This window comes from Nocardia sp. NPDC004278 (genome assembly GCF_053602975.1).
In genome coordinates, this window is record NZ_JBSGEQ010000021.1 from 115848 (window position 1) to 136580 (window position 20733).

Genomic DNA, 20733 nt, shown 5'->3' on the forward strand with positions numbered 1-20733 from the left:
CCTGCGGAGTGTCTGGATGGTCGATCACGCTCGGGTTCTGTCATGCGAGTACGAGGGGTAGCGCGTACGGTCCGCGGTGGCGGAATCCGGATCGCCAGCGGATCTCATCTTCGGGCACAGCCAGCACGGTGTCCGGCCAATGGGTGAACAGGCGGTCCAGTGTTGTTGCCGCGACGGTCCGCACCAGGGCAGTACCCAAGCAGGCGTGAATGCCATACCCCAGCGCCGTGTGCGGACTGCGAGGTTTGGCCAAATCGAGGCGCTCTGGATCGTCGTAATGGTCAGGGTCGTGGTTGGCGCCGGCAAGGCAAAAAAGCACAGTCTGTCCAGCACGGATTGTATGGTCACCGATCTGTACGTCGACAGTGGCGAACCGCGGCCCCGCCAACACCTGCGGCGACAGGTAACGAAGAAGCTCGTCGACGGCCGCCAGTTGTCGTTGTGCGTCAGCCCGGAAAACACGCAGTTCCTCGGGATGGCAGAGCAAGGCCAACACAGCGCCGGAGATGAGATCGACAAGAACCTCGTACCAGACGAACAACATGTAGAACAGCAGCGCCACGAGTTCGTCGCGCTGCTGAGCACTCGATTCGTCGTAGCCTGCGACAAATCTCGCGAGCACCGTATCGGTCGGTCCGGAGTGCGCGTGGTCGATCGTGGCCTCGATGATTGCGCGCATGGTCGCGAGCGTGTCTCGTGCGCGGGGGGCTTCGCCGTCAGCAGGCACAAGGGTCGAATTCGCCCATCCGAGTAGCGTCTCCCGCTCGGAATCTCCAAGGCCGAGCAGTTGCCCCAATATCGCGGCGGGTAGCGGCACCGCGAACTCGGTGACCAGATCGACCTCGCCACCGCTCAGCGAAGCTATGACGTTATCGACAAACTCAGGCGCACACTGCGTCCACTGGGCCAATCGGCGTGGCGAGAACTCAGCGGTGATGGTCCGGCGGACCCGAAGATGATCGGCGGCATTCGCGTTCTGCAGGGTATTCAGCGGCGTCGGCACCGGAAACCCCTGGTAATCCTCACCATTCGAGTACCGATCCGCCACTGCGAACCGGCTATCCGCCAGCCCCGCCCGGACATCGCCATAGCGGGTCACCAACCAAGCCGCGGGACCATCGGGCGTGCGGACACGATGAACGCCGCCTTCGTCACGCAGACGGTGCAATACCGGCCATGGACGAGCAGCGAAGTCGGTACCGAAAACCTCTATCACGCAACGCATCCTGCCGTATTTCGATGTGGCATGCTGCCGACCGCCATATCCGAGCCGACGAGACCTACGAGATCTGGCCTTCCACCGCACTAGGGCGCGTCCTCAAAGCCGGTGTGTCGGGCTGCGCTGTGGTCAATGGTTGTGTCCGGATGAGCCAGTCGGGTAGGGCGCTCACGTGCTCATGGCCAGCGAGGTGTGCACCCTGCAATGCTTTCGCCCGGGTCCGGCGTCTCGGCGAGCGCGTCGATGCCTTCGTGCAGGTAGGTGTAGGTGTTGTTTTGCCTATGCCATTGGCTCAGATCGGCTGCGGCACCCAGGTGCAGTCGAGGAAACCAGCGATGAGGGACAGGTGGAGGAGCCTGTCCGGCTTCGAAGTGCGTTCAAAGCGTGGTTGCCGGCCGGAGGAGGCGGTTCCGTAGGCGCATGATTCCGCGTGCTCGGGAGTTCGGTAGGAGCAGTGGTCCTTCGGGGGCGCTGGAAGAGTGGATACTGCGCTCGGCGGTGGCGATATGTTCGAGGTCGAGGAAGTCGGCGGTGGTGGCGATCAGCCGGTACGGGTTGGCGATCAGCCGATATCCGAGCAGCGCGCGCAGTCGGGTCAGTTCGGCGCGGATGGTGCCGGGCTTGCCTGTGGCACCGTAGATTTCGCGGGCAAGCTCTTCTGCCGTCAATCCGTCCGGATGCGCGAGCAGTAACACCACGATCTCACTGTGCCGCAAACTGAGTTGCCGACTGACCCCATCGATGGTGATGGAAGCGAACTTGCGGCCCAGGACCGTGACGCGCGCGAGGGTGTCGTCGTGCTGCGAGGAGTACACCGCGAACGGGCCGTTCGGCGCCAGCCGTTCGACAATGATGCGCCGTCCGTCCGGGAGGGTCGTCGCTCCTTCGCTGAGTTCCTGCGACCAAGACGAGGTGATCCAGTCCGCCGGTTCGGCGTGGACGACGCGGCCGTCTGCGGTCACCAGAGCAGCTCGCCCTCCGCAGCGGCGCAGCACCCGGTCGAGATAGCGGGCGCGGATTTCGGAGTCGCAGCGACGGCGGTGCTCGGCGAGGCTCGCTTCGGCGAGTCGAGCGGCAGCCGCCACGAGCGGCAACGCCAGCGAACGAGTGCGGTGGCGTGGGCAGGTGACGTCGACGACACCGACGAGCGCTCCGGTGGCCGGGTCTCGGATCGGCGCCGCTGTGCAGGTGTAGTCCACCGCGACGGACAGATAGTGCTCGGCACCGTGGACCTGGAAGGGTTTGCGCAGCGCCAGTGCAGTTCCGACGCCGTTGGTGCCGGCTGCCACCTCACTCCAGCTGGCGCCTGCGACGAGGTGGGCGCGTTCGGCGGCGCGGCAGGCCGCGCTGTCGCCACGGACCCACAGCAGATGACCATCCGCATCACCGACGAACAGCAGGTGACCCGGTTCAGCGGCTGCGTCACCCAGAACGGACATCATCACCGGCCATACCGCTGCCAGATGTCCCGTCACTTGCCGGTGCCGGACCTCGTCGTCTCCCATCACGACCTGCGGGAGATGGCGATCCGGATGCAGCCCGACGCGCTGGGCACGGTCCCACGACGCACGCACATCACTGCGCACCCGCCGTGCGCGGCCACCGGCAAACACGTCGCCACGGGCCTCCATCAACTGCTTCTGATCCACATCATCCATCGTTCTGATCCAGCCATTGATCCGGTCGGACCACGCTACGAGGCAGGCCATCTATGGACAACCCTTTTCAAATACTCGTGCAGCGTTCCTGCAACCCCCCGCAATGCTGTTGGCTGGGACGGCCTTGGCGTTGGACAGTTTCGGTGAGTGCCGTATCTCACAGGAGGTGGACATGCCGTATCTCGAACTGCCCGACGGGGTTCCGTTGTTCTACGACGATCAGGGTTCCGGTCGTGCGGTCGTGCTGATTCATGGCTGGACCATGAACGGCGGCTTCTGGCAACAGAACGTGCCGGCGCTGGCGGCGGGCAACCGGGTGGTCACACCCGATCTTCGGGGCCACGGCGCCTCCGGGAAGACCGACGCGGGCCACACGCTGGCCCAGTACGCCCGCGACATCAGGTATCTACTGGATCATCTCGCGATCGACGAGGTGTGCCTGGCCGGCTGGTCGATGGGTACCGGGGTGATCCTCTCCTACATCCGGCAGTTCGGCTGCGACCGGTTGCGATCGGTCGCCTTCGTCGACCAATCCCCGCGATTCCTCGACGCCGACGGCTGGGACTTTCCGCTGCAGGGCAGCTACAGCACCAGCGCTCTCGCCGTATTCGTGCAGGGCCTCGAACATGCCCGCCCGTCGGTGATCAAACCGTTCATCGCGGACTGCTTCGCCGATACTCCGTCCGATGAAGTGATCGACGCGATCTACGCTGAAACCACGAAAATGTCGACGAGTGCCGCAAAGGCCATCTGGTACGACATGGCTTACGCCGATCTGCGGTCGGCGCTGCCCGAGGTCCGGGTGCCGGCGCTGCTGACCTACGGCGTCCGGAGCAAGATCTTCCCCGGCCCGCTGGACGAATGGCTCGCCGCCCGGCTGCCGAAAGCCGAGGTCGTACCATTCCAGCACAGCGGACACGCACCGTTTTCCGAAGAACCGCAACGGTTCAACGAGGTCCTCGGCAATTTCCTGTGAACCTCGACCATCGGCATGCTCCCGGAACAGCGACCGCCCGCGGGTCGTCGATGCGCGACGGTCTCGCTGATCGAAAAGCAGAATCGATGACGAACCCGTTCGAGCTGAACACTATTCGCCATAGTCCACGATGTGGGCGCCATGCTGCTGCGTCGCATCGATGGGTGTGGCCAAATCCGAGCGGAGCCAGTTGTGCGGCTACTCGGTAACCATTGCCGCACATTCGAATACACGCCGACAACGAAGGGCTCGTGTGCTGTCGAACTCCCTGTGACAGCGATCGGGGTGCGCAAGCACTTCTTCGACTGTCTGCTACTGGATGTCGGTGTGGAGCACGGCGATCACGCTGTGGCGGAGAAGGCCGTCAGGATCGTTCGACGCATCGCAGCCACCGAGGACGCGGGGCAGATTGTCGTCAACGGCCGCGTCCTGTTGCCGGAATGCGGCGAGAATCGCTGTGCACCAGAGAAGTTGGATGTGTTGTCAGAACTCGCGGACACCCTGGATCTGCTGACCGAATTCACCGAGCGGCTCGAGGAACGCGGTGAACGGGTTCACCTGATGCCGTTCGGCTGGAAAACCCATTGCCACGTCGAACCGCTCGGATACCGCGGGGCGGCGCCATGGCTGATCCACCTGTCTGCCGGCCCGGCGGACACCGGCCTCGCCGGTGAAAGCAGTGGGACCATCCGCGCGCACGCGCGACCCAGCCGCCCGCCGCACTGGAGGACAACCTGCACGACACTGTTATGAGAACGCCGTATCAGTTCGCCGGTCAGCCACTGAATACAGATCGCCATGGTGCAGTAGGACGTCAATGCACAGCGCGATCCCGATGAATGCGAACAGGACTCGCGCCGAAATAGGGCCGTAGCAAGTAAGAAAACGCATGACTTTGCGGCAAACGCGCTGGGCCCACGGACATGTTCCAGCGGTTGCGAGAACGCGCCGGTATTCGCCGCATCCCACTGAAGGGACTGCGGAACTCGAGTGTCAGCCTAATGCTGGCGCTCGGCATCCCTGCACATGTCGTCGCATGACACTGGGGTCCAGTTCAGGCTGCACCGTCTTCCGTGACTCTGCTGCCGGCGGGGCACCGAGGCTGGCAGACTGCTGGGCGGCAGTGGCGGGGTCAGGCGGTCTTGGTGGCGAAGGGGCCGTCGTCGCCGAACGCGAGTTGTGCGAAGTTCTCGCCGATGCGGTGGTGTCGAGCCGCACCTGCCAGATACCTGGCGCACTGCAGGTCAGGCGATGGATTTCGCTGCCGGTCAGCGGTTTCAACTGCCACTTATCCTGACGCACCGCAGGTCAACGGTTCGGCACTCGCCAGGGGCACCGGCACAGGACACCAATGCTGGAATCCCCCGAATTCATCGCGCTGTGGCTTCGGTCGCGGATTCGGGAGCCAGTTGATTGCGAATTTGGGTATCGGTCAGGCCGCTTGTGGTCCGTTTCTGGTCGCGAATTTCGACACCTGACCGGCGTGTCGGTCGAGTGGTGTCGAGGCGGTGCGTTGGATAGCGACTCGGGTTCAGCCCGTGGTGGCGCGACCGATCCTCCGCTTGGACCGGCATGACTACACGGTGGGTGAGGTGGTCAGGCGCGGATCGCTCACGCCTGCGGTTGCCGTCGAGCCCGGGCACCCAGCTCGATGCAGTCGGCCCGATCGCGGTCCATGTCTGCGATATCTGTTGTTAATCAACCATTCTCGAACATTCCCGGTCTTCACAAATGCCCATCGATTTCGTGCCATAGTGAGTCGGTGTTCTGGCTTCGCCGTGTCGCCGTCGCCGCGGCCTGTTGTGCCCTGTCGGCCACGGCCTGTCAGAGCCCCGCCGCGCCACCGACCTCGCCGAGCCCTTCCGCCGCCCCTACACAGGACGACAAGCCGGGCTCGGGTGACCAGCGGATCATCAGGGAATTCGGCGGCAAGACCCGCTCCTATGTGGTGCACGCGCCGCCGAGCTACGACGGCAGCACCGCCCTGCCACTGGTGGTCGCCCTGCACTTCTATCCCGGTGACGCGGCGCGGATCGCCACCACCAGCGGCTTGAATGCCAAGGCGGACAAGGAAAACTTCCTCGTCGTCTATCCGGAGGGGCATGCTTCGGGATTCAACGCCTTCCTCTGCTGCGGTTCGGAAGACGATGTCGGCTTCGTCAAGACTGTCCTCGCCCGAATGATCAGCGCCTGGAAAGCCGACCCGAAGCGCGTCTATGCCGCAGGCATCTCGAACGGCGGCGATATGTCCTTCAAGCTCGCGGTGGAACTACCCGGCACCTTCGCCGCCATCGCCGCGGTCAGCGGGGGTTTCATCGGCTCCGCCGCGGCGCAGCCGTCCTACAAGCCAACGACACCGGTATCGGTGATCACCTTCCTCGGCGGCAAGGACCGCTACTTCGGTCGATTCGACACCGGGATCACACAGTGGCAGGAGCGACTCGCCTGCGCTCCCGGGGTTGCGCGGGACGACCTTGCCAATGGCATCACCGTCGCGACGGCCACCTGCGCCGACGGCAGCACGGTCGAGATCTACCGACTTCCCGAGATGGGGCACTCGTGGCCGGGTGCCGCGCAGGGCGAACTCTCCGATGCGGGGGCCGGGGTGAACGCGACCGACCTCGCGTGGGACTTCTTCGAAGCCCACGCAATCCACGGTCGATGAGGCTTCAAACCCTGCACGGGCCTGCCCCGGGGCTACACCCCACCGAACCTGACCAAGCCGTCTCCTTGGAAGTCGATTTGATCATCGGTTTCACTGGTCTGTGCCTCACGCGCTGCGTGGAGGATGGCGAGTGGTACATGGGCCACCGGGGTCAGCCGGGAGAGCCGATCTTCTGCTGGTCCAGCTATGGCGTGGACCTCGGCACCGCGATCGACGGCCTGTAGGACGACATACCAGTCTGGACAATATCTTTCGGTTCACTGTGTTGAGGACACCATTGCGCGGCGCTCCTCGATGTGTACGTTCGGAGGTGGTGTCCGCGGCAACAGAAAACCCCCTTCCGATGCTGGTCGGAAGGGGTTTCATTGTCGGGATGACAGGATTTGAACCTGCGACCACCTGACCCCCAGGGAACCAGATTTCGTCCTGCGGTGTCCGGCTGGTGTCCTCCCGTCCAGGTCAGAGGCCTTTCAACGTCCAGCTCGTATCGTTCGATCCGCCTGATATCGACCCGTCTTGGCAAGCTCTAGGCAAGCTCGATATCTGCTTGAACAGCTCAAACAGCCCCGGCAACCACAGCGTTGGGAACGCAAACCCCGCTGCGCAAAGTGCGCGACATAACGCTGTCGGCGTCACAACATCCAGCTCACCGAAAGTCGACATCTTCAGCGTTCCGGCGACATAGCGATGTACAGGCGATGGCTCTACGTCGTCCGCAGTGGGCGGTCACGGTGCTGCAGCTGACATACCGAGTCCGGATCCTCGGGATCAGCGGGGCGAATCCGCTTTCGCCAGGTCTGCGATACCGCCTACGAGAGACCACACACCCACACCGAGGGCCGCCCAACTCCAGACCAGCGCCGAAGCGGCGAGCAGGGAGATTTGAAGGAGTTGCGCCACGGTTCCCGAGAACCCAAACCCGATCGGCCCAGCCGGCTCGGCGAGGACGTCATCGATCAAAACCATCCCGACAGTGTGCGCGTGGATTCCCTGGATCCCGCACAGTACGAGCGCACAACCGAGCGCAGCACCGACAAAACCCGCGATCGACACTTGCACACGCCACTTCCACTCCGGAATCGTTTTTTCCTGTGGCATTCCCACGTAACCGACTTGGCCCGATGTGACATAGGAACGATCCGGCGCGAGCAAAATCGCATAGGTTGCCACCAGCACGAGCAGCCCGCCACCGGTTATCAGGCCGATATCGAAGACCAGATAGTCTTGCACGCTACCGGCTAAACCTAGTGCGAGCCAGGCTGTTCCGAGGCCACAACAGGCGATACCACGCGCAATCGCGATGTTCACATACGGAATTGCAGCGCCCGCACACACCGCCATCCCAGTACCTGAAGCCATCGCGCCGGAACTCGTGTCGATACCGGAAAGCACTAGGCTCCCCCCGAAAAGCATCGCCGCCGAGCCGACCAGTATCCCTGCGGTCGCATCGGGCGTGGGATCGGTCATGGCATAAGCGGAAACTAGCCAGATACTCGATAACACAGCGGCGGCGCACCCGGTGGGCAACACCGCACTACCTTCGCATCCGACGACGACCACGCAGTAGCCGACCACGGATCCGACCGCGACAACCGTGCGCGCAGTACCGCCGGCACCGCCGCGAAACACACCCATAGATCCCCACCCCGCGAGCGCGACCGATGCCATCACCATCCAAACGCCGATTCCATTGTCGTTCAACCGAATCGATTGAACGGCCAACGCTCCCAACAGCCAGCCCAGCTGCCAGACACCGATAGAGTGCCATCGAGCCCCGCTAGTCGCCACCACGTCACCCCCTCGCGCGCTGCTCGTTGGCTCGACACCGCCTCGCTACTCGATATCCAAGACGGCCCATCCATCCTCCTCCCCTATCACGAGTATGTCCCGGTAGAGCTGGAGGTACGTGGGACGCGACCGCCGCGGCAGGACGACCTCGATCCGACCGGATCGCATGTCCCACACGCGAACGACATCCGCGTCGTCACAGGTCACCAGTCGTTTCACCACCGAACCGTCCTCGAACACGACGAACCGGACAGCTGAGTCATGGCGCATTGCCGCCATGCTCGAGGGCTCGGCGGTCCCCAGGTCCCGAATCTCGACGGAGCCCGCGGAGTTTCCCACAGCTAGCAATATCGCGCCTGCCGGGCCAGGCCCGATCGCGGCTGCTGTGACCTGATCCTCATCGGTAAGTCCAAGCACCTGCCGCGATACATTCGCTTCCGAAATCGTGAACACCGAACGGTTATCGACGGTGCCGTCCTGCAGCCAACCCGGCATCGACGACAGCGGCCCTCCCGATCCCGGCAGGATTTGCTTGCTAAGGACGACAGCGCGGGCGCCGAAACGGACGTCGAGCGGGCGTGCCTCACGACCATGTGCATCCCGTCGCATCGTTCCCGGGAACAGACGCGGCGATCGGACCAGCGCGGCGGCTCCCCCACCGCCGGTGGGTCGCGGTCCTAACTCGAATTCGTCATCCAGCCACTGGGATTCCGCATCTCCGCCTGGAAACAGACCGCGGCCAACCAACTCCAGCCTCTCTAGCCGCCCAGTGGCAACCGGCCCCCACATCAGTACGGCCTGTAGATAGCAAACTCCGACACACGGGCGACCTTCATACTGACCGAACCGGATCGACGTCACCTCGCGGAACCCCGCGGTGATTCCCGAGCCGTCGATCACGGCATGCTCATCGAGGTCGATCAGTTGTACGGTTCCCTTGTAATCACCGACCGCGAGTACTTCCCTGCCACCGAGCACGCCGAAGCTCATCGCGGTGGCCGCCGACGGGAGTTCGACACGAGCGGTATCCGCCATCCCTATGGGCTGGATCGTCACCGCTCCGTCGTCGAGGGCGACGGCCACCGTGGTACGCCCGTCGCGTCCTGCTCCGACCGCGATGCGCCGCACGTCGAAACGCTTTCGATCTCCACTCGGTTTGCGGTCCGAGCGCCATAACCGAACGGTCCCAGCGACATCACCGGTGGCGAATGTCGTTGACCCCGAACGTGTTTGATCGAAAGCCATGGTGGTGATCCGACTCCGGTGACCTTCGAGGTCGACATGGTGACGAGGTGGACCGCCGGCCAGCCACTCCAAAAGGATCAATTCCCCGGCACGCGTACCCACGGCGGCCAGCGTCGCTGTGTCGTCACTCGAAAAGACGGCGATCGCACCGGTCCCCTCGGCGAAACGCCGAGGCAATTCGTAGCGCGGCTCCACAAGCGCGGTGGTCTTCGGATCTCGCAGACATACCGCGCCGCCCTCGACTGTCGCAAGGATCGGTCTCCCCACGCGACCGCGGCCGAGGCCCATTGCTAGCACGCGCCCCCCTCGACCACTGTCAAGGATCCGGGTCGCCAGCCTTCGACCGGATCCCAGATCCACTAGGGTAAGCCGCCGGTCGGGCGCCCAATGAGCGAGCAATGCTTGTCCATCATGACCCGAGCCGCATGCCGTTACGATCCCTGCCGAGCCAGCGGTTGTATTCGATATCAGCAAACGCAGCCGGGTTCTCAAGCGCCCGAACGGTATCGCCGAAATCTCACGCACCTTATATCGCTTGTTCCGTACGTCACGCGGGATCAGCACGATCAGCTCGGAGTCGGCAACATAGCCGACCAACTCGTGGCCCCACATCGCGAATCCGAGATTTGCGGTGCCGTAGTGGATGAATACCCCGACCGGGAGACCAACGGGCGTCCAGCCTTCTTCCTCCTCGAAGTCCGGCGCAGCGAACCTGTTCAACAGCTTTCCCGAGGTAGCGTCCCAGTGGGCGCCCTCGAACCGTGAGTCCACTGTGGCCAATACCCCGCGGCCGTCACGTCCGGTCAGGAAGACCAGGCTGACAACCGCCCGGGAATGGGCTGGGATGGTCACGATGCTGTCGTCGTGACGTACCCAGTTGGCGATCGTGCGATAGCGGGGTCGCACCAGACTCCCACCGCCACCCCGCATCGTGGTCTCCGAAGCAGCGATGACTTCGCCGAGGAGAGCCGAATTGACTTCGGGGACATCGCCGAGCAGCCGTGCGGTCCGCAGATACACTCCCGCCATCGCATGGTGGGAGTCGAGCGTCATCAGCACTGACGACAGGGATGCCGGATCGGCGCTGGCGAGAAAGTCCAGGTCCGCGAGCAAGTTCTCGATAGGCGCCCCATCGGCGTCCCGGGCATGCTCGGCGAGATAGCTCCGGATGTACGGGTGCGCGACATCCCAGCGCAGACAGCCGGTTCGGGTTGTCGGCACGATGGCCTGCAAGCAATCGCAGATGCCGCGTCCGATGACCGATGCGCTGCGGTGGTGTGTGCTGGTTCGTCGCAGATGCTCGGCCAGCAACTCGTGGAAGACCCGAAAGACCGAGCGCCCACCGGCTCCGATGTCCTCGATGATGTAGGAGCCCGCATTGTCCAGAGCCCATCGAACATCGTCGTCGGTCAGCTCTCCGTGTGCCTCTGCGATGGCTTCGGCCATCGGAATCCAGATTGTCTCCCACGGCAATCCGGACCCTTTCGCCCAGGCGAGGGCGGTCAGCAACATGCGAACCGGGCGCTCGCGTGAGCCGAGGCGACGCAGATCCTCGTCGAACGCCGCGCCGACGGTGTCCGGAATATCATTGTGCCAGTTGCCGTCTCGCACATCGACCGCCTCCCTGCGGGACCGTATCGCGAGGGCGAGCAGCCGGGCCATGAGGAAGGATTCCGATTCGGTCGTGCTAGCGCGTTCGGCGATCGCGGCGGCGACGACCTCGGCAAGTTCATTGCCTTCAGCCGTCCGAATACCCGTGCGGTAAGGAGTCCGCAGGCCGGGCTCACGAGCACCGATCAGCAACGATCGAGCGTAGTCGACAACTGCCTGGTTGTCGCGATATAGCGGCAGGTCCAGATCGACCAGTGCGCGACCTTGCAGATCCGAGATGTTCTTCAACAAATGGCGGCGGGTACCGACCACACAGCGCACCGAGGTCTTGGCGGCGAGTTCCAGCAGGAATTCGATAACACCGCTGGGGGTGGCGGATTCGTCGATGGCGTCTACGATCAGCACGGGTGCCGGCCTGCTCGCATTCGGATTGCCGACCAGATGCCGAATGAGTTCGGCTGGACTCGCGCCCCGCGATTCCAGGCGGCTCGCGACGATGTTCGCGATCTGGGTGGTGTTCATACCCCGGACGTGAATGCTCAGGACGTCGTGCACCGAATCCAGCACGGCAGCAGCCTTTTGCACTACATAGTTGTCTCGTCCATCTAGGAGCATCTGTTGCCGGGTGCGTGGATCACCCAGCAGCGCAAGCACTGCCAGCATCGTCGATTTCCCGGATCCGGGGCTGCCGGTGACGATGGCCATTCGCCCGCTGTTCGGGGCCGCGATGAACCCGGCCAGCTCCTCGATAGCTCGCATCCGCCCGCCACGCGCGGTCAAGTAATAGCCGGCCAGCGCGTCGCTGTCGGGTCCAGCACGCAACTTGGAGATCCAATGCCGCTGTTGCTCAATCGTGTATCCCGAATAGTTGGGGTGATAGTCGATATTCGGAAAGAATGGAGGCACACCGGTGACTCCCCGGCGGGCTGGGGGAAACCAACGCGCTTCCTGTCCACGTCCGGCCTCCTGGGTTCGCGTGTTGATCTCGCCGACGAGGACGTCGAGACTCAGATGCGACTGCGAGAACCCGGTGCGGGGATTGCGGATACAGGCGGCCAGGGCATCCGCGAACACGCCCTCCTGCGCATACTCCATGGTGTTCGCGCTGGTCATGATCCACACATTGTCATTGCCGACACCTTGCAACAGGCTGACCACACCTTCGATCGCGGCGGTGGTAGCAAAGCAACAATCCAGGATGATCAGCACATCGGGCTGGACCGCATCTTTCTCCCCGTCGCTGTCACGGCGCAGCGCATAGTCCTCGATGAGTTCCCGGGTGGCTACGGCGGTCCTGATCAGATCCGCCCTGGTCTCGCTCATTGGGAGGTAGTACTTGTTGTTCACCACGATGCCGTGACCGGTGTAATACACGATAACCACCGAAGCGCTGGCGACGATGTCTTCGACGGCCGAAAGCAGAGCCTCCCGATCCGGATCGAGCAGAAACTCCGACCGGTGCGGAGCCACCGTGATCCCGATCCGCGCCAAAGCGCCCGCAACGGTACGCAGCGAATCAGGCACCCGGTCGAGGTCGGCGAGATCGTCGCGCGCGTAGCGATGGGTGCCCGCCGCTACCAAGGTCACTACGGCGGGTGCCGCGGGTTCGGTTGTGTCGCTTCCCATCTCACCCGCCAAGTACGGCACCTACTGCTGATCCAGTCTCCTTCGCGTTGAGATACCGCTGGGCGGCGTGTGGACTGTCCCCGTTGTCCACTATCCGGTCGTTCACCAGTAGACCGGAAGACTCCGAGTCAGCGAACAGCCCTTCGAGTTTTGGCCGCAGGGCGATGAAGTCATCAGGGTCCGAGACGTTCACCCAGCGCCGGTCCGAGCCCGGCCACACGCCTACGCCATCCACCGGCGCAGGGGTCAGCCGATCGAAAACCAGCGACGGGATACCGAGAGGCGACCCCATGGTGACAAGTAGTTCGATTGGCGAATCTGATCCGGCAGCACACAGATACTCATAAGCCACGATCGACCCGAGCGAATGCCCGATCAGCACCCGGGTATCAGAGGTAACCGTCTCCCGAAGCCGACCGAGTACGCGAGCTTTCACCGCGGGATCTCCGATGAACGCCGTCGCCTGCTTGACATTTCCTACCAGCATTCGCTCGGTGACCCCGGCGAGCGCGCGGCTACGCAACAGTCGGTCCACCACCACCTTGACCGCGGTTCGGCCCGCGACCATCGCCCCGGACGGCGGCGCCAACTCAGGTTCGAGGAGAACGGCACGGCCGTACAGCGCTTCCAGGAAGTCTCGTTCGGCCCCTGGATCAACGTCGCGGTGGGTGAACGGCGGCCCTTCCACGCTCATGGCGCCGGAGGGCCGAAACAGATCACCGAAGAACGACACTCGAAGATCCTGTGGTGTCATTCGTTCGGCCAGATCGGAGTACTCGCTAACGAACAGGCCGTCCCGGAGCGCTGTCGACCACATACTCTCCAGTTCGTAGCGACCGCGATACTGTTGCGCGATCCCGTGCACACCCACAATCGGCGACATGCCGCCCCCATTTCCCTTGCTTCCATAGTAGATCTGCGCCTCACGCGCGAGCACGCTTCAGCCTAAGCAGACAACCGTTGGCCCGCAGTTCAATCCGGGTAGATGGAGCTCCGGCATGGCTCAAATTCCCGATTGGGGACTGCCCCGAGTTCGCTTGACTCGCGAGGTGTGGTGTTTCATACCGCGAGTGCGGGCTGATTGATTTTCTCAAACTCGACCGACGTTAGGCGGCCGAGGCGGCGTTGTCGTCGGCGCCGATGGTAGGTCGCTCGATCCAGATGACAATAGCCAGCCGCAGTTCGACACGGGTCGCCCAGTGCCGCCGGTCGAGGACTTTGCGCGGCGGCAGCCCGCAGAACGATTCCCTGGCGGCATTGTCACGCTCCGACACGACCCATCGATCCCTGAAATCGACACCGTGTTCATTTTCTGCTCATAGCGTGTGGTCCCCAACTGGTCCCCACACTGTGCCCCATGGACAGGGTGTACTCGATTCGGGGAACGCTGAAAGTGACGTCACTCGGTGGTCTTTGGATCCTGTTGTCGGTGCTGCCGTTTAGCCTCCCGGCATGGGATTAGGGGACATCACGCGGCCCGCAGTGTTGGCGGCTATCCGCGAGTACGACAAGCTCGGGCAAGATGCCTTCCTCGAACGCTACAAGTTCGACAGGGCGAAGGCGTTCTACCTGCGCTACGACGGGAACCGCTACGTCTCGAAGGCCATCGCAGGTGCCGCACACGGCTATCTCGAAGGCCGCGATCCATTGCGGGCCAACGAGTTCAGCGGCGGCGAGAGCTCAGTCGCCCGCAAACTGAGGAGCCTTGGCTTCATCGTTCCGCCACGTCGCTCCCCCGACTGGACCCGCGATGAAGTGATTCTCGCGTGTGATCTGGTCATGGAAAACGGTTGGCGTCAAGTCGAAGACACCGACGTCAGAGTGATCGAGTTGTCCGGCATCTTGCAACTCCTCCCGATCCACCCACATGCTCTGCGAAGCGACACCTTCCGAAACCCAAATGGCGTCGCACGCAAGACCGCAGACATCGCGTCCCGACGCCCGGGCTACACCGGCCGCCCAACCAACGGCGGTGAGACGGATCAACAAGTCCTTCAAGACTTCCTCGATGCGCCAGAGCACATGCATTCTGTGGCCGCGCTACTCCGCGAGGCCGCCTTGGCTGGCGAGTTCAAACAGCTGCCAGTCCCCCAGAGCGAAGAAGATGACGACGAGCAGGACGAGCCCGGCGCACGCGAAGGCCGGCTCCTGAAGCGCTGGCACTACGCACGGGAACGAGACCGCGGACTACGGACCCGGAAGATCAACGCCTTCTTCAAGGAAAACGGCAGAGTGTTCTGCGAGGTATGCAAGTTCGACTTCGAGAAGGTCTACGGCTCTCGCGGCGAGAAGTTTGCCGAATGCCATCACATCGTGCCCCTGCACGTGTCCGGTGAGACCAACACGATGCCCGAGGACATGATCGTGCTGTGCTCGAACTGCCACAGGATGATCCACCGCAAATCCCCCTGGTTGACCCCCGATGAACTGCGCGCGCTGGTCGAAGCCAACTGCACCGATACCAGGTAGCGCTAGATCGGTCACGGCTTTGATGATGAAAAGCGTTCTCGGCGTTTGCGGTAGACGGCGGTTGGTGGCCAAGCGGTCTACCAGCATGTTCTGGTGATGGGCATGATGATGGCGTTGGTATCCGCCAGCCCTGCTGTGTACTTTCTGCGCACCCGCGAATAGTGCTGATCCTCGAATGCGAGATCTTGACCAGCTAGCGGTGACGCATCTCCTCGGCGGCCGACGCAGCCATATCCCGGAGCGCTGGCACTTCGTCGGTGCGGGCGATTCTGTCGATCGATTGGCGAATTGTTTCGGTCGGGGTGGATTTCGCGGCGAGTACGGCGAATTTTCGTACACCCGGGTCTTGGTCAGACAGCAGTCTCGTTGTGATTGTTTCAGCACGATCGGACGGAATTTGGCGGGCGGCAGCAGCGGCAGCCACCCGTAGCGCTGGGTCGGGACTTTCCGCTGCACGATCGATCGCGGCGAGCGATTCAGGGTCACCAATCATTCCTGCGAGGGAGATGGCCTTCGCCGCCAGCAGTGGATCGTTTGCGGCAAGGCGGCGGCCCGCTGCTGCGAAACGATTCATTTCCTACCTCCTTCCCCTGAATCGGTAGCTGCACGCGAAGTCCCCAGTGCCAGGACCCTCGCGTGATCGGAGGGCTTTTCGTGTAATTCATTGCGGTGGTTGACGTTCGCCGGAAGTCTGGGGTCGTGGACTAGGCTCAAGGCCCTGCGAATCGTCTTTGTTCCCACGTACTCTGGGCGAGCAAACCACTCCAGAGTCGCAAAGGATGATGTGATGGCGTCGGTGTTCGTGGAGTTCTGGCGGCTGAGGCGGCCACCGCCGGTCAGCGACTATCCGAGCATTCGCCAAGTGCATCAAGGTTGGCGAACCCCGATCGAGACCGCCCGTCCTGCCCACGGCGAGACGCACACGCACGTGCCGTGCGGCTGCGGCGCGATCGGGGTCTACCGCGTGTTCGACGCCCAGCGAACAAGAACACGTCGAACCCTGTGGTTGTGGCTGTTCGTGGTGCCAGGCCTGATCGGAATGGGCATGGTCGCGCACAAGATCATCCAGGCGTACACCACGGTACCGGTTCCAGACTTCCCTGGTTTGGGTTGGATCTCAGTCGTGGCGATCTTCCTGATAACCGGCGGCGCCAGCAAATACCTGTACGAGCGCGAAGACGGCGTGCGCCTGGACGGGGATGCGACAAGAGCCGCCAACACCCACATCGAGTTCAATACGCTCGACCACGACACAAGCTTCCGGTAGAAGCCGGCAAAGAAGCGGCGTGGCCCTCCGGCGGGTCGAGATACGTTGGGCAGTTGCCCCGCGAGATGGTGAGTCCGATTCCGAGCTTGCGGTCGGCAGCGCGATGGTCATCGGCGCTTCTTTCAACGGCGCGTAGTGGTCGATCACATCGCTTGCGGCACAAGGGTTCACGTCGATGGTCATTGACCGAGTTTCGACTTGCTGCCCTGTTCCAGTCAAGATCATCTCGGGGACAGCGTGTCCCGGCGATGCAGAAAGGAAAGAAGCAGGAATTGGACGAGGTCACGAAGACCGGGGAGGAGCAGTCGATGTGGGTTTCTCTCGACGTGAGCGAGTTGCCGTTCAGGCCGTGGTGGATCTACCACCTCACGCCGGTCGACGGCCCGCTCGCGATAGCGTCGTAGCCCATCGCCACCCCGGAGCGAGATGGGTTGATTCATTCACAGCGAATCAGTCTGGCTCTCAGGCGAGATGGCGTTGTCAACTGCACTGACTGCTGGCCAGCCGTACCTGAATCGGCAGCAATGCGGCACCTCGAACCGATACCGGAGGATTGAGCCGTGGTCGGTGCTGTCGGCCTAATCAGCGCTTTCGCCGCGTAGGCGCTCGAACTCTGTAGCGCAATGCGACGAAAACACTGTCACCGCGTCGCGGTGATCGCGTACCAGCTCCCGCAACCGCTGCTGGTTCTCGATCCGCAATGAGCGAGATGTGTCCACCGATCGCTGGAAAGCACGCGCCCCCAACGGCATCCGCGGCCTGCCCTCCAGCTGGCCGTAGTAGGTGTACGAGTCCCCGGCGTGCAACAGCCAGCCATTCCCTGTATCGACCGCAACACCGACGTGCCCGCGGGGGTGTCCTGCCAACGGAATCATCAGTATCTCCGCAGGCAGGCCAGGCAACTCCCGTACGGCCCGCAAACCGAACCACTGATCATCTCGGCTGTCGGATTCCCCGTAGGTCGCCCACTTGGGTCCATGCTCGAACTGCAAAGGCCGGTACCGGAATCGCTCACGACGCCCGTATACGCCCGTCACGGCATCCAGTTCGGCCCGATAGACATGGACAGTTGCGTCCGGAAAATCCGCCAGCCCGCCCGCATGATCCAGGTCCAGATGGGTCACGATGATGTCGCGAACATCTTCGCGCGCGAATCCCAGTGCCTCCACTTGCCGGGCGATCACACGGTCGAGAATGGGGTTCGTGCGTCGGATGATCTGCTGCCCCACCCAGACTTCGGGCTGTACCATCGCCTGCTCGCCATAGCCGGTGTCGACCAACACCAACCCCATCGAGTGCTCGATCAGCAGACAGTGGCATGCACTTTCGGCCCGGCGCAGTACTCCCGGCCGACCGTCGATCAACCGGCCCCCAAAGGGCCGCGTCCCCCCGGCATCCAAGTGATGGACACGCACGACCTCACTCCTCCCCGATCTGAACGACTCGCTGGTCACACTACACACCCCTCCCCCACGACGAGAGATTCAGCTGCAATCGGTGACACTAAAATCGTTGCGCTGAAACAGAATTCGCTTACACCGTGATTGGTGTAATGGCGTGGTGCCTCGACCACCTCCAAGCCAAGACAAGCTGCGCCGAAGTCTGGTGTGCGCTTTCGCCCAATGGCTCCTCGGAAATCGCTAGTGCGAGTGGGGTGTGGTGTGGACCTGCAGACGTCGTGGGGAGGATGCCCGTCGGGATGGTTAGCTATGGCCTGATGGGCGCAACTTCGAGCGATGTCCAAACATCGAGAAGCCCCTGTGCAACAACAGGAGTCAGCGGAAGCCATCCCGCGTGGACTACGACCTTGGCCAACTCGCGATGCTCGTGCCCGCCAACGGACAGCCAGCCCAGCGCATCTGCTTCGTATCCACCTTCGGCTTGAAGGACCCTTGCTGTCACCTCGGCCATCGAAAGTGACGTGCGCACATGAGCGACAATGAACGGGCCGTCGAAGCGGGAGAATCCGAACCAGGTGAACCAGATAGGGCCGCAGTCCTGGGGGCGAAGCCCAAGTTCTTCGTTCGCGGCCCGTTGTGCAAGGGCGAAGACGTTCTCAGGTTCGTGGCCTGGATGGGTCGGGATGGCGTTCATGGTCTCGCAAACCCCCAAAGACCATTGGCCGCCGGCAGAAGCGACAGCTGCACTGGCCCGCCGAGTCTTAAGTACTTCCCCTCGTCCTGTAGTCAGTGTCAGCGCGATGAAGAACGACTGCGCCGGTGCCACTGCGAGCGCCCGACGCGCACCGTCCTGGACGAATAGCCGCCGAATTGGGGGCCACAATTGGTCGTCGGCGCACAGCTTCTGAACGGCCAGGCTGTCAGGATAGTGGCTCGATCGAACCGACAGCCGCAGCCCCTTCGACGGCTCACCGGATTCGCCGTGGTCGACAGAGTATGCGGACACTTCGCACACAACACCGCTGACACGAGAGCGTGCCGCAGCGACTTCTGCAGCGAGAACATCATCCGGGAACCAGCTTTGCGGAGCTCGAACACCCAAGTCGCGAACGACAGTGTGCCTGCTCGGGTCGAGTGGCCGCTTCGGTGACCACCTGAGAATCTGAAACAGGTCAATCTGCTGTAGATCGTGATCGTCGATCGACACCATCGATCGACGATGCATGCGGGCGACAAGCCGATGTTTCCATCGAACCAACACCGGTTCAAGAGTTGCCCCGGCGATCGCTCCGAAAGGCATCCCGATGACTCCGCCGAGCACGCCGCCGATAACGGCACCGAACCAGAACGTTGTATCCAAAGCTGCCCCGAGCGTTGGGATTGATGGATGACCCTGATTGTCCTGGAGTCACCACCGTCAGCACAACAGCGGCCGCGCCTGTAGATCATCAGGATGAGTTCTCTAGCACTCACCTTCGTTCGACACCATCCGCGCCGTCGCCCAAGCCCTGAAGCTCGACGTGCGCGATGTCGCGCACTGGTCTGGAATCGCACTCGAGCTCGACGAGCCCTACCTCCCGCCACCAGAGGCCGCCCTCCTGGGCCGCGAACAGCGCAAACTCATTACCGACCTCATTCGCGCGCTCGCGGCGACGAACCGACATCCGCGGCCGCCATTGAAGATTCAGACGATCGGAGTCGTCATCCTCGCCGCTGACTCGCCCAACCGCCAACCATAGGTTCGGTCGGCCACTGCTCAGGAAGCCCCGAAACCTCCTACAGGGCCAGAGCATCAGCTACCAACGGTAGCCAGGAACAACTACAGGGCGGAGGCAAGAATTCCCTGCCCTGCCCCGTTCACCAGACGGAAGAATCAAGCCCGCGGCAAAGTCAAGGACCAGCAGGCATTGCCCGCCTTCAGAGCGCAGGTTCGCACCTGGGCTCGCGGTGAAGCGATCCCAGGCACCCCTGCCTACAGGTCGGGGCCGAAACGAGACTCGACGCTGGTGTGGGTCATCGATGTCATCACCGGCACCGGGATGCGTCCACACGATACATTCGCACTGTTGCTGGACGAGATCGATGTGGAGGTTGCCGATCCACACCTCGATGTCACCGGAACACTGATCGAAGTGCGAGGTGGAGGCCGCGGCGGATGGGAGCGAAAGCCGGTACCGAATACCGACAACAGCTGGCGCCGCATCCTCCTGCCCACGCACTCCGTCGAAGCGGTCAAAGAGACGATCACCGAGCTGAAGGCATCCGGTAGGCCCAATCCGATGGGACTGCTGTTCCCATCGCGCGTAGGAACACCGCGAAGCCCGACCAATTTCGGCAGGGTTTGGCGAGCGGCCCGTGGCACCGAGTTCTCGTGGGTGACGCCACGAACCTTTCGCCGAGGCGCGGGCACGGAGGTCGACCGTGCATACGGCGACCTCGGGCGGGCGGCCCGCCAACTGGGCAACACCGAGGGGGTGGCCAGGAAGCACTACATCGACATCCCGGAGACGGCCCCCGACAACCGGGATGTGCTCGAACGATGGGCCACTGGCCGGTAAGGAGGCCAAAGTGCGACTTTTCTGTGGAGTGGCCTCAAGTCACACGGTGATGCTTACAACAGAAAACCCCTTCCGATGCTGGTCGGAAGGGGCTTCTTTGTCGGGATGACAGGATTTGAACCTGCGACCACCTGACCCCCAGTCAGGTGCGCTACCAAGCTGCGCCACATCCCGTTGCGCCCGGTTGTGGGCGCTCGAAAAGATTACCTCAGGGGTGGGCGAGACGCCGAATCGCCTGGTTATCGGTGTGG

Annotated in this window: 18 protein-coding genes, 1 tRNA gene and 1 pseudogene; 9 read left to right on the forward strand and 11 right to left on the reverse strand. The window is 63.0% G+C overall.

The features are described 5' to 3' along the window. Window positions 1–40: 40 nt before the first annotated feature. Window positions 41–796 carry a cytochrome P450 gene (locus ACWEO2_RS28430; RefSeq protein ID WP_452408125.1) on the reverse strand — a complete coding sequence of 252 codons (756 nt, stop codon included), beginning with the start codon at window positions 794–796 and terminating at the stop codon, window positions 41–43. A gap of 800 nt (window positions 797–1596) precedes the next feature. Then, complete coding sequence (locus ACWEO2_RS28435) at window positions 1597–2877, reverse strand: GAF domain-containing protein (protein ID WP_452408126.1); 1281 nt, start codon at window positions 2875–2877, stop codon at window positions 1597–1599. Between the two features lie 172 nt (window positions 2878–3049). On the opposite strand from ACWEO2_RS28435, the gene ACWEO2_RS28440 reads away from it, so the two are divergent. Next, window positions 3050–3853, forward strand: a complete 804-nt coding sequence (locus tag ACWEO2_RS28440) for an alpha/beta fold hydrolase (RefSeq protein WP_452408127.1) — start codon at window positions 3050–3052, stop codon at window positions 3851–3853. A 327-nt stretch (window positions 3854–4180) separates the two neighbouring features. Further along, window positions 4181–4606 (forward strand): hypothetical protein, encoded by a 426-nt coding sequence (locus ACWEO2_RS28445; protein ID WP_452408128.1) that lies wholly within the window; start codon window positions 4181–4183, stop codon window positions 4604–4606. A 379-nt stretch (window positions 4607–4985) separates the two neighbouring features. Here ACWEO2_RS28445 and ACWEO2_RS28450 read toward each other — a convergent pair whose 3' ends face one another. Beyond that, entirely contained in the window at window positions 4986–5141 is a 156-nt protein-coding gene (locus ACWEO2_RS28450) for a hypothetical protein (RefSeq protein ID WP_452408129.1), read from the reverse strand. Window positions 5142–5615: 474 nt separating this feature from the next. Between ACWEO2_RS28450 and ACWEO2_RS28455 the strand changes: the two genes are divergently transcribed. Together ACWEO2_RS28455 and ACWEO2_RS28460 are read left to right on the forward strand one after the other, a co-directional pair. Continuing rightward, entirely contained in the window at window positions 5616–6518 is a 903-nt protein-coding gene (locus tag ACWEO2_RS28455; protein ID WP_452408130.1) for an alpha/beta hydrolase family esterase, read from the forward strand. After that, the gene (locus ACWEO2_RS28460; RefSeq protein ID WP_452408131.1) at window positions 6515–6742 is read left to right on the forward strand and encodes a hypothetical protein; all 228 of its coding nucleotides are present in this window, start codon (window positions 6515–6517) and stop codon (window positions 6740–6742) included. The genes ACWEO2_RS28455 and ACWEO2_RS28460 overlap by 4 nt, the downstream gene beginning before the upstream one ends. A gap of 544 nt (window positions 6743–7286) precedes the next feature. Here the strand turns inward: ACWEO2_RS28460 and ACWEO2_RS28465 are convergent. The 4 genes and pseudogenes from ACWEO2_RS28465 to ACWEO2_RS28480 all read right to left on the reverse strand — a co-directional run. Further along, window positions 7287–8219, reverse strand: a complete 933-nt coding sequence (locus ACWEO2_RS28465; protein WP_452408132.1) for a hypothetical protein — start codon at window positions 8217–8219, stop codon at window positions 7287–7289. 132 nt (window positions 8220–8351) lie between these two features. After that, a complete protein-coding gene (locus tag ACWEO2_RS28470; protein ID WP_452408133.1) occupies window positions 8352–12788 on the reverse strand; it encodes a hypothetical protein in 4437 nt (1478 codons plus the stop codon). A gap of 1 nt (window position 12789) precedes the next feature. Further along, window positions 12790–13671: a hypothetical protein gene (locus ACWEO2_RS28475; RefSeq protein WP_452408134.1), complete on the reverse strand. Its 882-nt coding sequence runs from the start codon at window positions 13669–13671 to the stop codon at window positions 12790–12792. 176 nt (window positions 13672–13847) lie between these two features. Further along, window positions 13848–14075 (reverse strand): annotated as a pseudogene (locus ACWEO2_RS28480) (IS3 family transposase); the annotation flags it as partial. Window positions 14076–14240: 165 nt separating this feature from the next. Here ACWEO2_RS28480 and ACWEO2_RS28485 point away from each other — a divergent pair. After that, window positions 14241–15257, forward strand: a complete 1017-nt coding sequence (locus ACWEO2_RS28485) for an HNH endonuclease (RefSeq protein ID WP_452408135.1) — start codon at window positions 14241–14243, stop codon at window positions 15255–15257. Window positions 15258–15450: 193 nt separating this feature from the next. On the opposite strand, the gene ACWEO2_RS28490 is transcribed toward ACWEO2_RS28485, so the two are convergent. Beyond that, window positions 15451–15831: a hypothetical protein gene (locus ACWEO2_RS28490; protein WP_452408136.1), complete on the reverse strand. Its 381-nt coding sequence runs from the start codon at window positions 15829–15831 to the stop codon at window positions 15451–15453. A gap of 213 nt (window positions 15832–16044) precedes the next feature. On the opposite strand from ACWEO2_RS28490, the gene ACWEO2_RS28495 reads away from it, so the two are divergent. Both ACWEO2_RS28495 and ACWEO2_RS28500 read left to right on the forward strand, forming a co-directional pair. Continuing rightward, window positions 16045–16524, forward strand: a complete 480-nt coding sequence (locus ACWEO2_RS28495) for a hypothetical protein (RefSeq protein WP_452408137.1) — start codon at window positions 16045–16047, stop codon at window positions 16522–16524. A 248-nt stretch (window positions 16525–16772) separates the two neighbouring features. Continuing rightward, window positions 16773–16928, forward strand: a complete 156-nt coding sequence (locus ACWEO2_RS28500; RefSeq protein ID WP_452408138.1) for a hypothetical protein — start codon at window positions 16773–16775, stop codon at window positions 16926–16928. Between the two features lie 174 nt (window positions 16929–17102). Here ACWEO2_RS28500 and ACWEO2_RS28505 read toward each other — a convergent pair whose 3' ends face one another. Further along, window positions 17103–17987 (reverse strand): MBL fold metallo-hydrolase, encoded by an 885-nt coding sequence (locus tag ACWEO2_RS28505; protein ID WP_452408139.1) that lies wholly within the window; start codon window positions 17985–17987, stop codon window positions 17103–17105. A 244-nt stretch (window positions 17988–18231) separates the two neighbouring features. Beyond that, window positions 18232–19284 (reverse strand): hypothetical protein, encoded by a 1053-nt coding sequence (locus ACWEO2_RS28510; protein WP_452408140.1) that lies wholly within the window; start codon window positions 19282–19284, stop codon window positions 18232–18234. A 160-nt stretch (window positions 19285–19444) separates the two neighbouring features. On the opposite strand from ACWEO2_RS28510, the gene ACWEO2_RS28515 reads away from it, so the two are divergent. Together ACWEO2_RS28515 and ACWEO2_RS28520 are read left to right on the forward strand one after the other, a co-directional pair. Then, window positions 19445–19663, forward strand: a complete 219-nt coding sequence (locus ACWEO2_RS28515; RefSeq protein WP_452408141.1) for a hypothetical protein — start codon at window positions 19445–19447, stop codon at window positions 19661–19663. A 267-nt stretch (window positions 19664–19930) separates the two neighbouring features. Continuing rightward, the gene (locus tag ACWEO2_RS28520) at window positions 19931–20482 is read left to right on the forward strand and encodes a hypothetical protein (RefSeq protein ID WP_452408142.1); all 552 of its coding nucleotides are present in this window, start codon (window positions 19931–19933) and stop codon (window positions 20480–20482) included. A gap of 100 nt (window positions 20483–20582) precedes the next feature. On the opposite strand, the gene ACWEO2_RS28525 is transcribed toward ACWEO2_RS28520, so the two are convergent. Further along, window positions 20583–20656, reverse strand: a tRNA-Pro gene (locus ACWEO2_RS28525). Window positions 20657–20733: the final 77 nt, after the last annotated feature.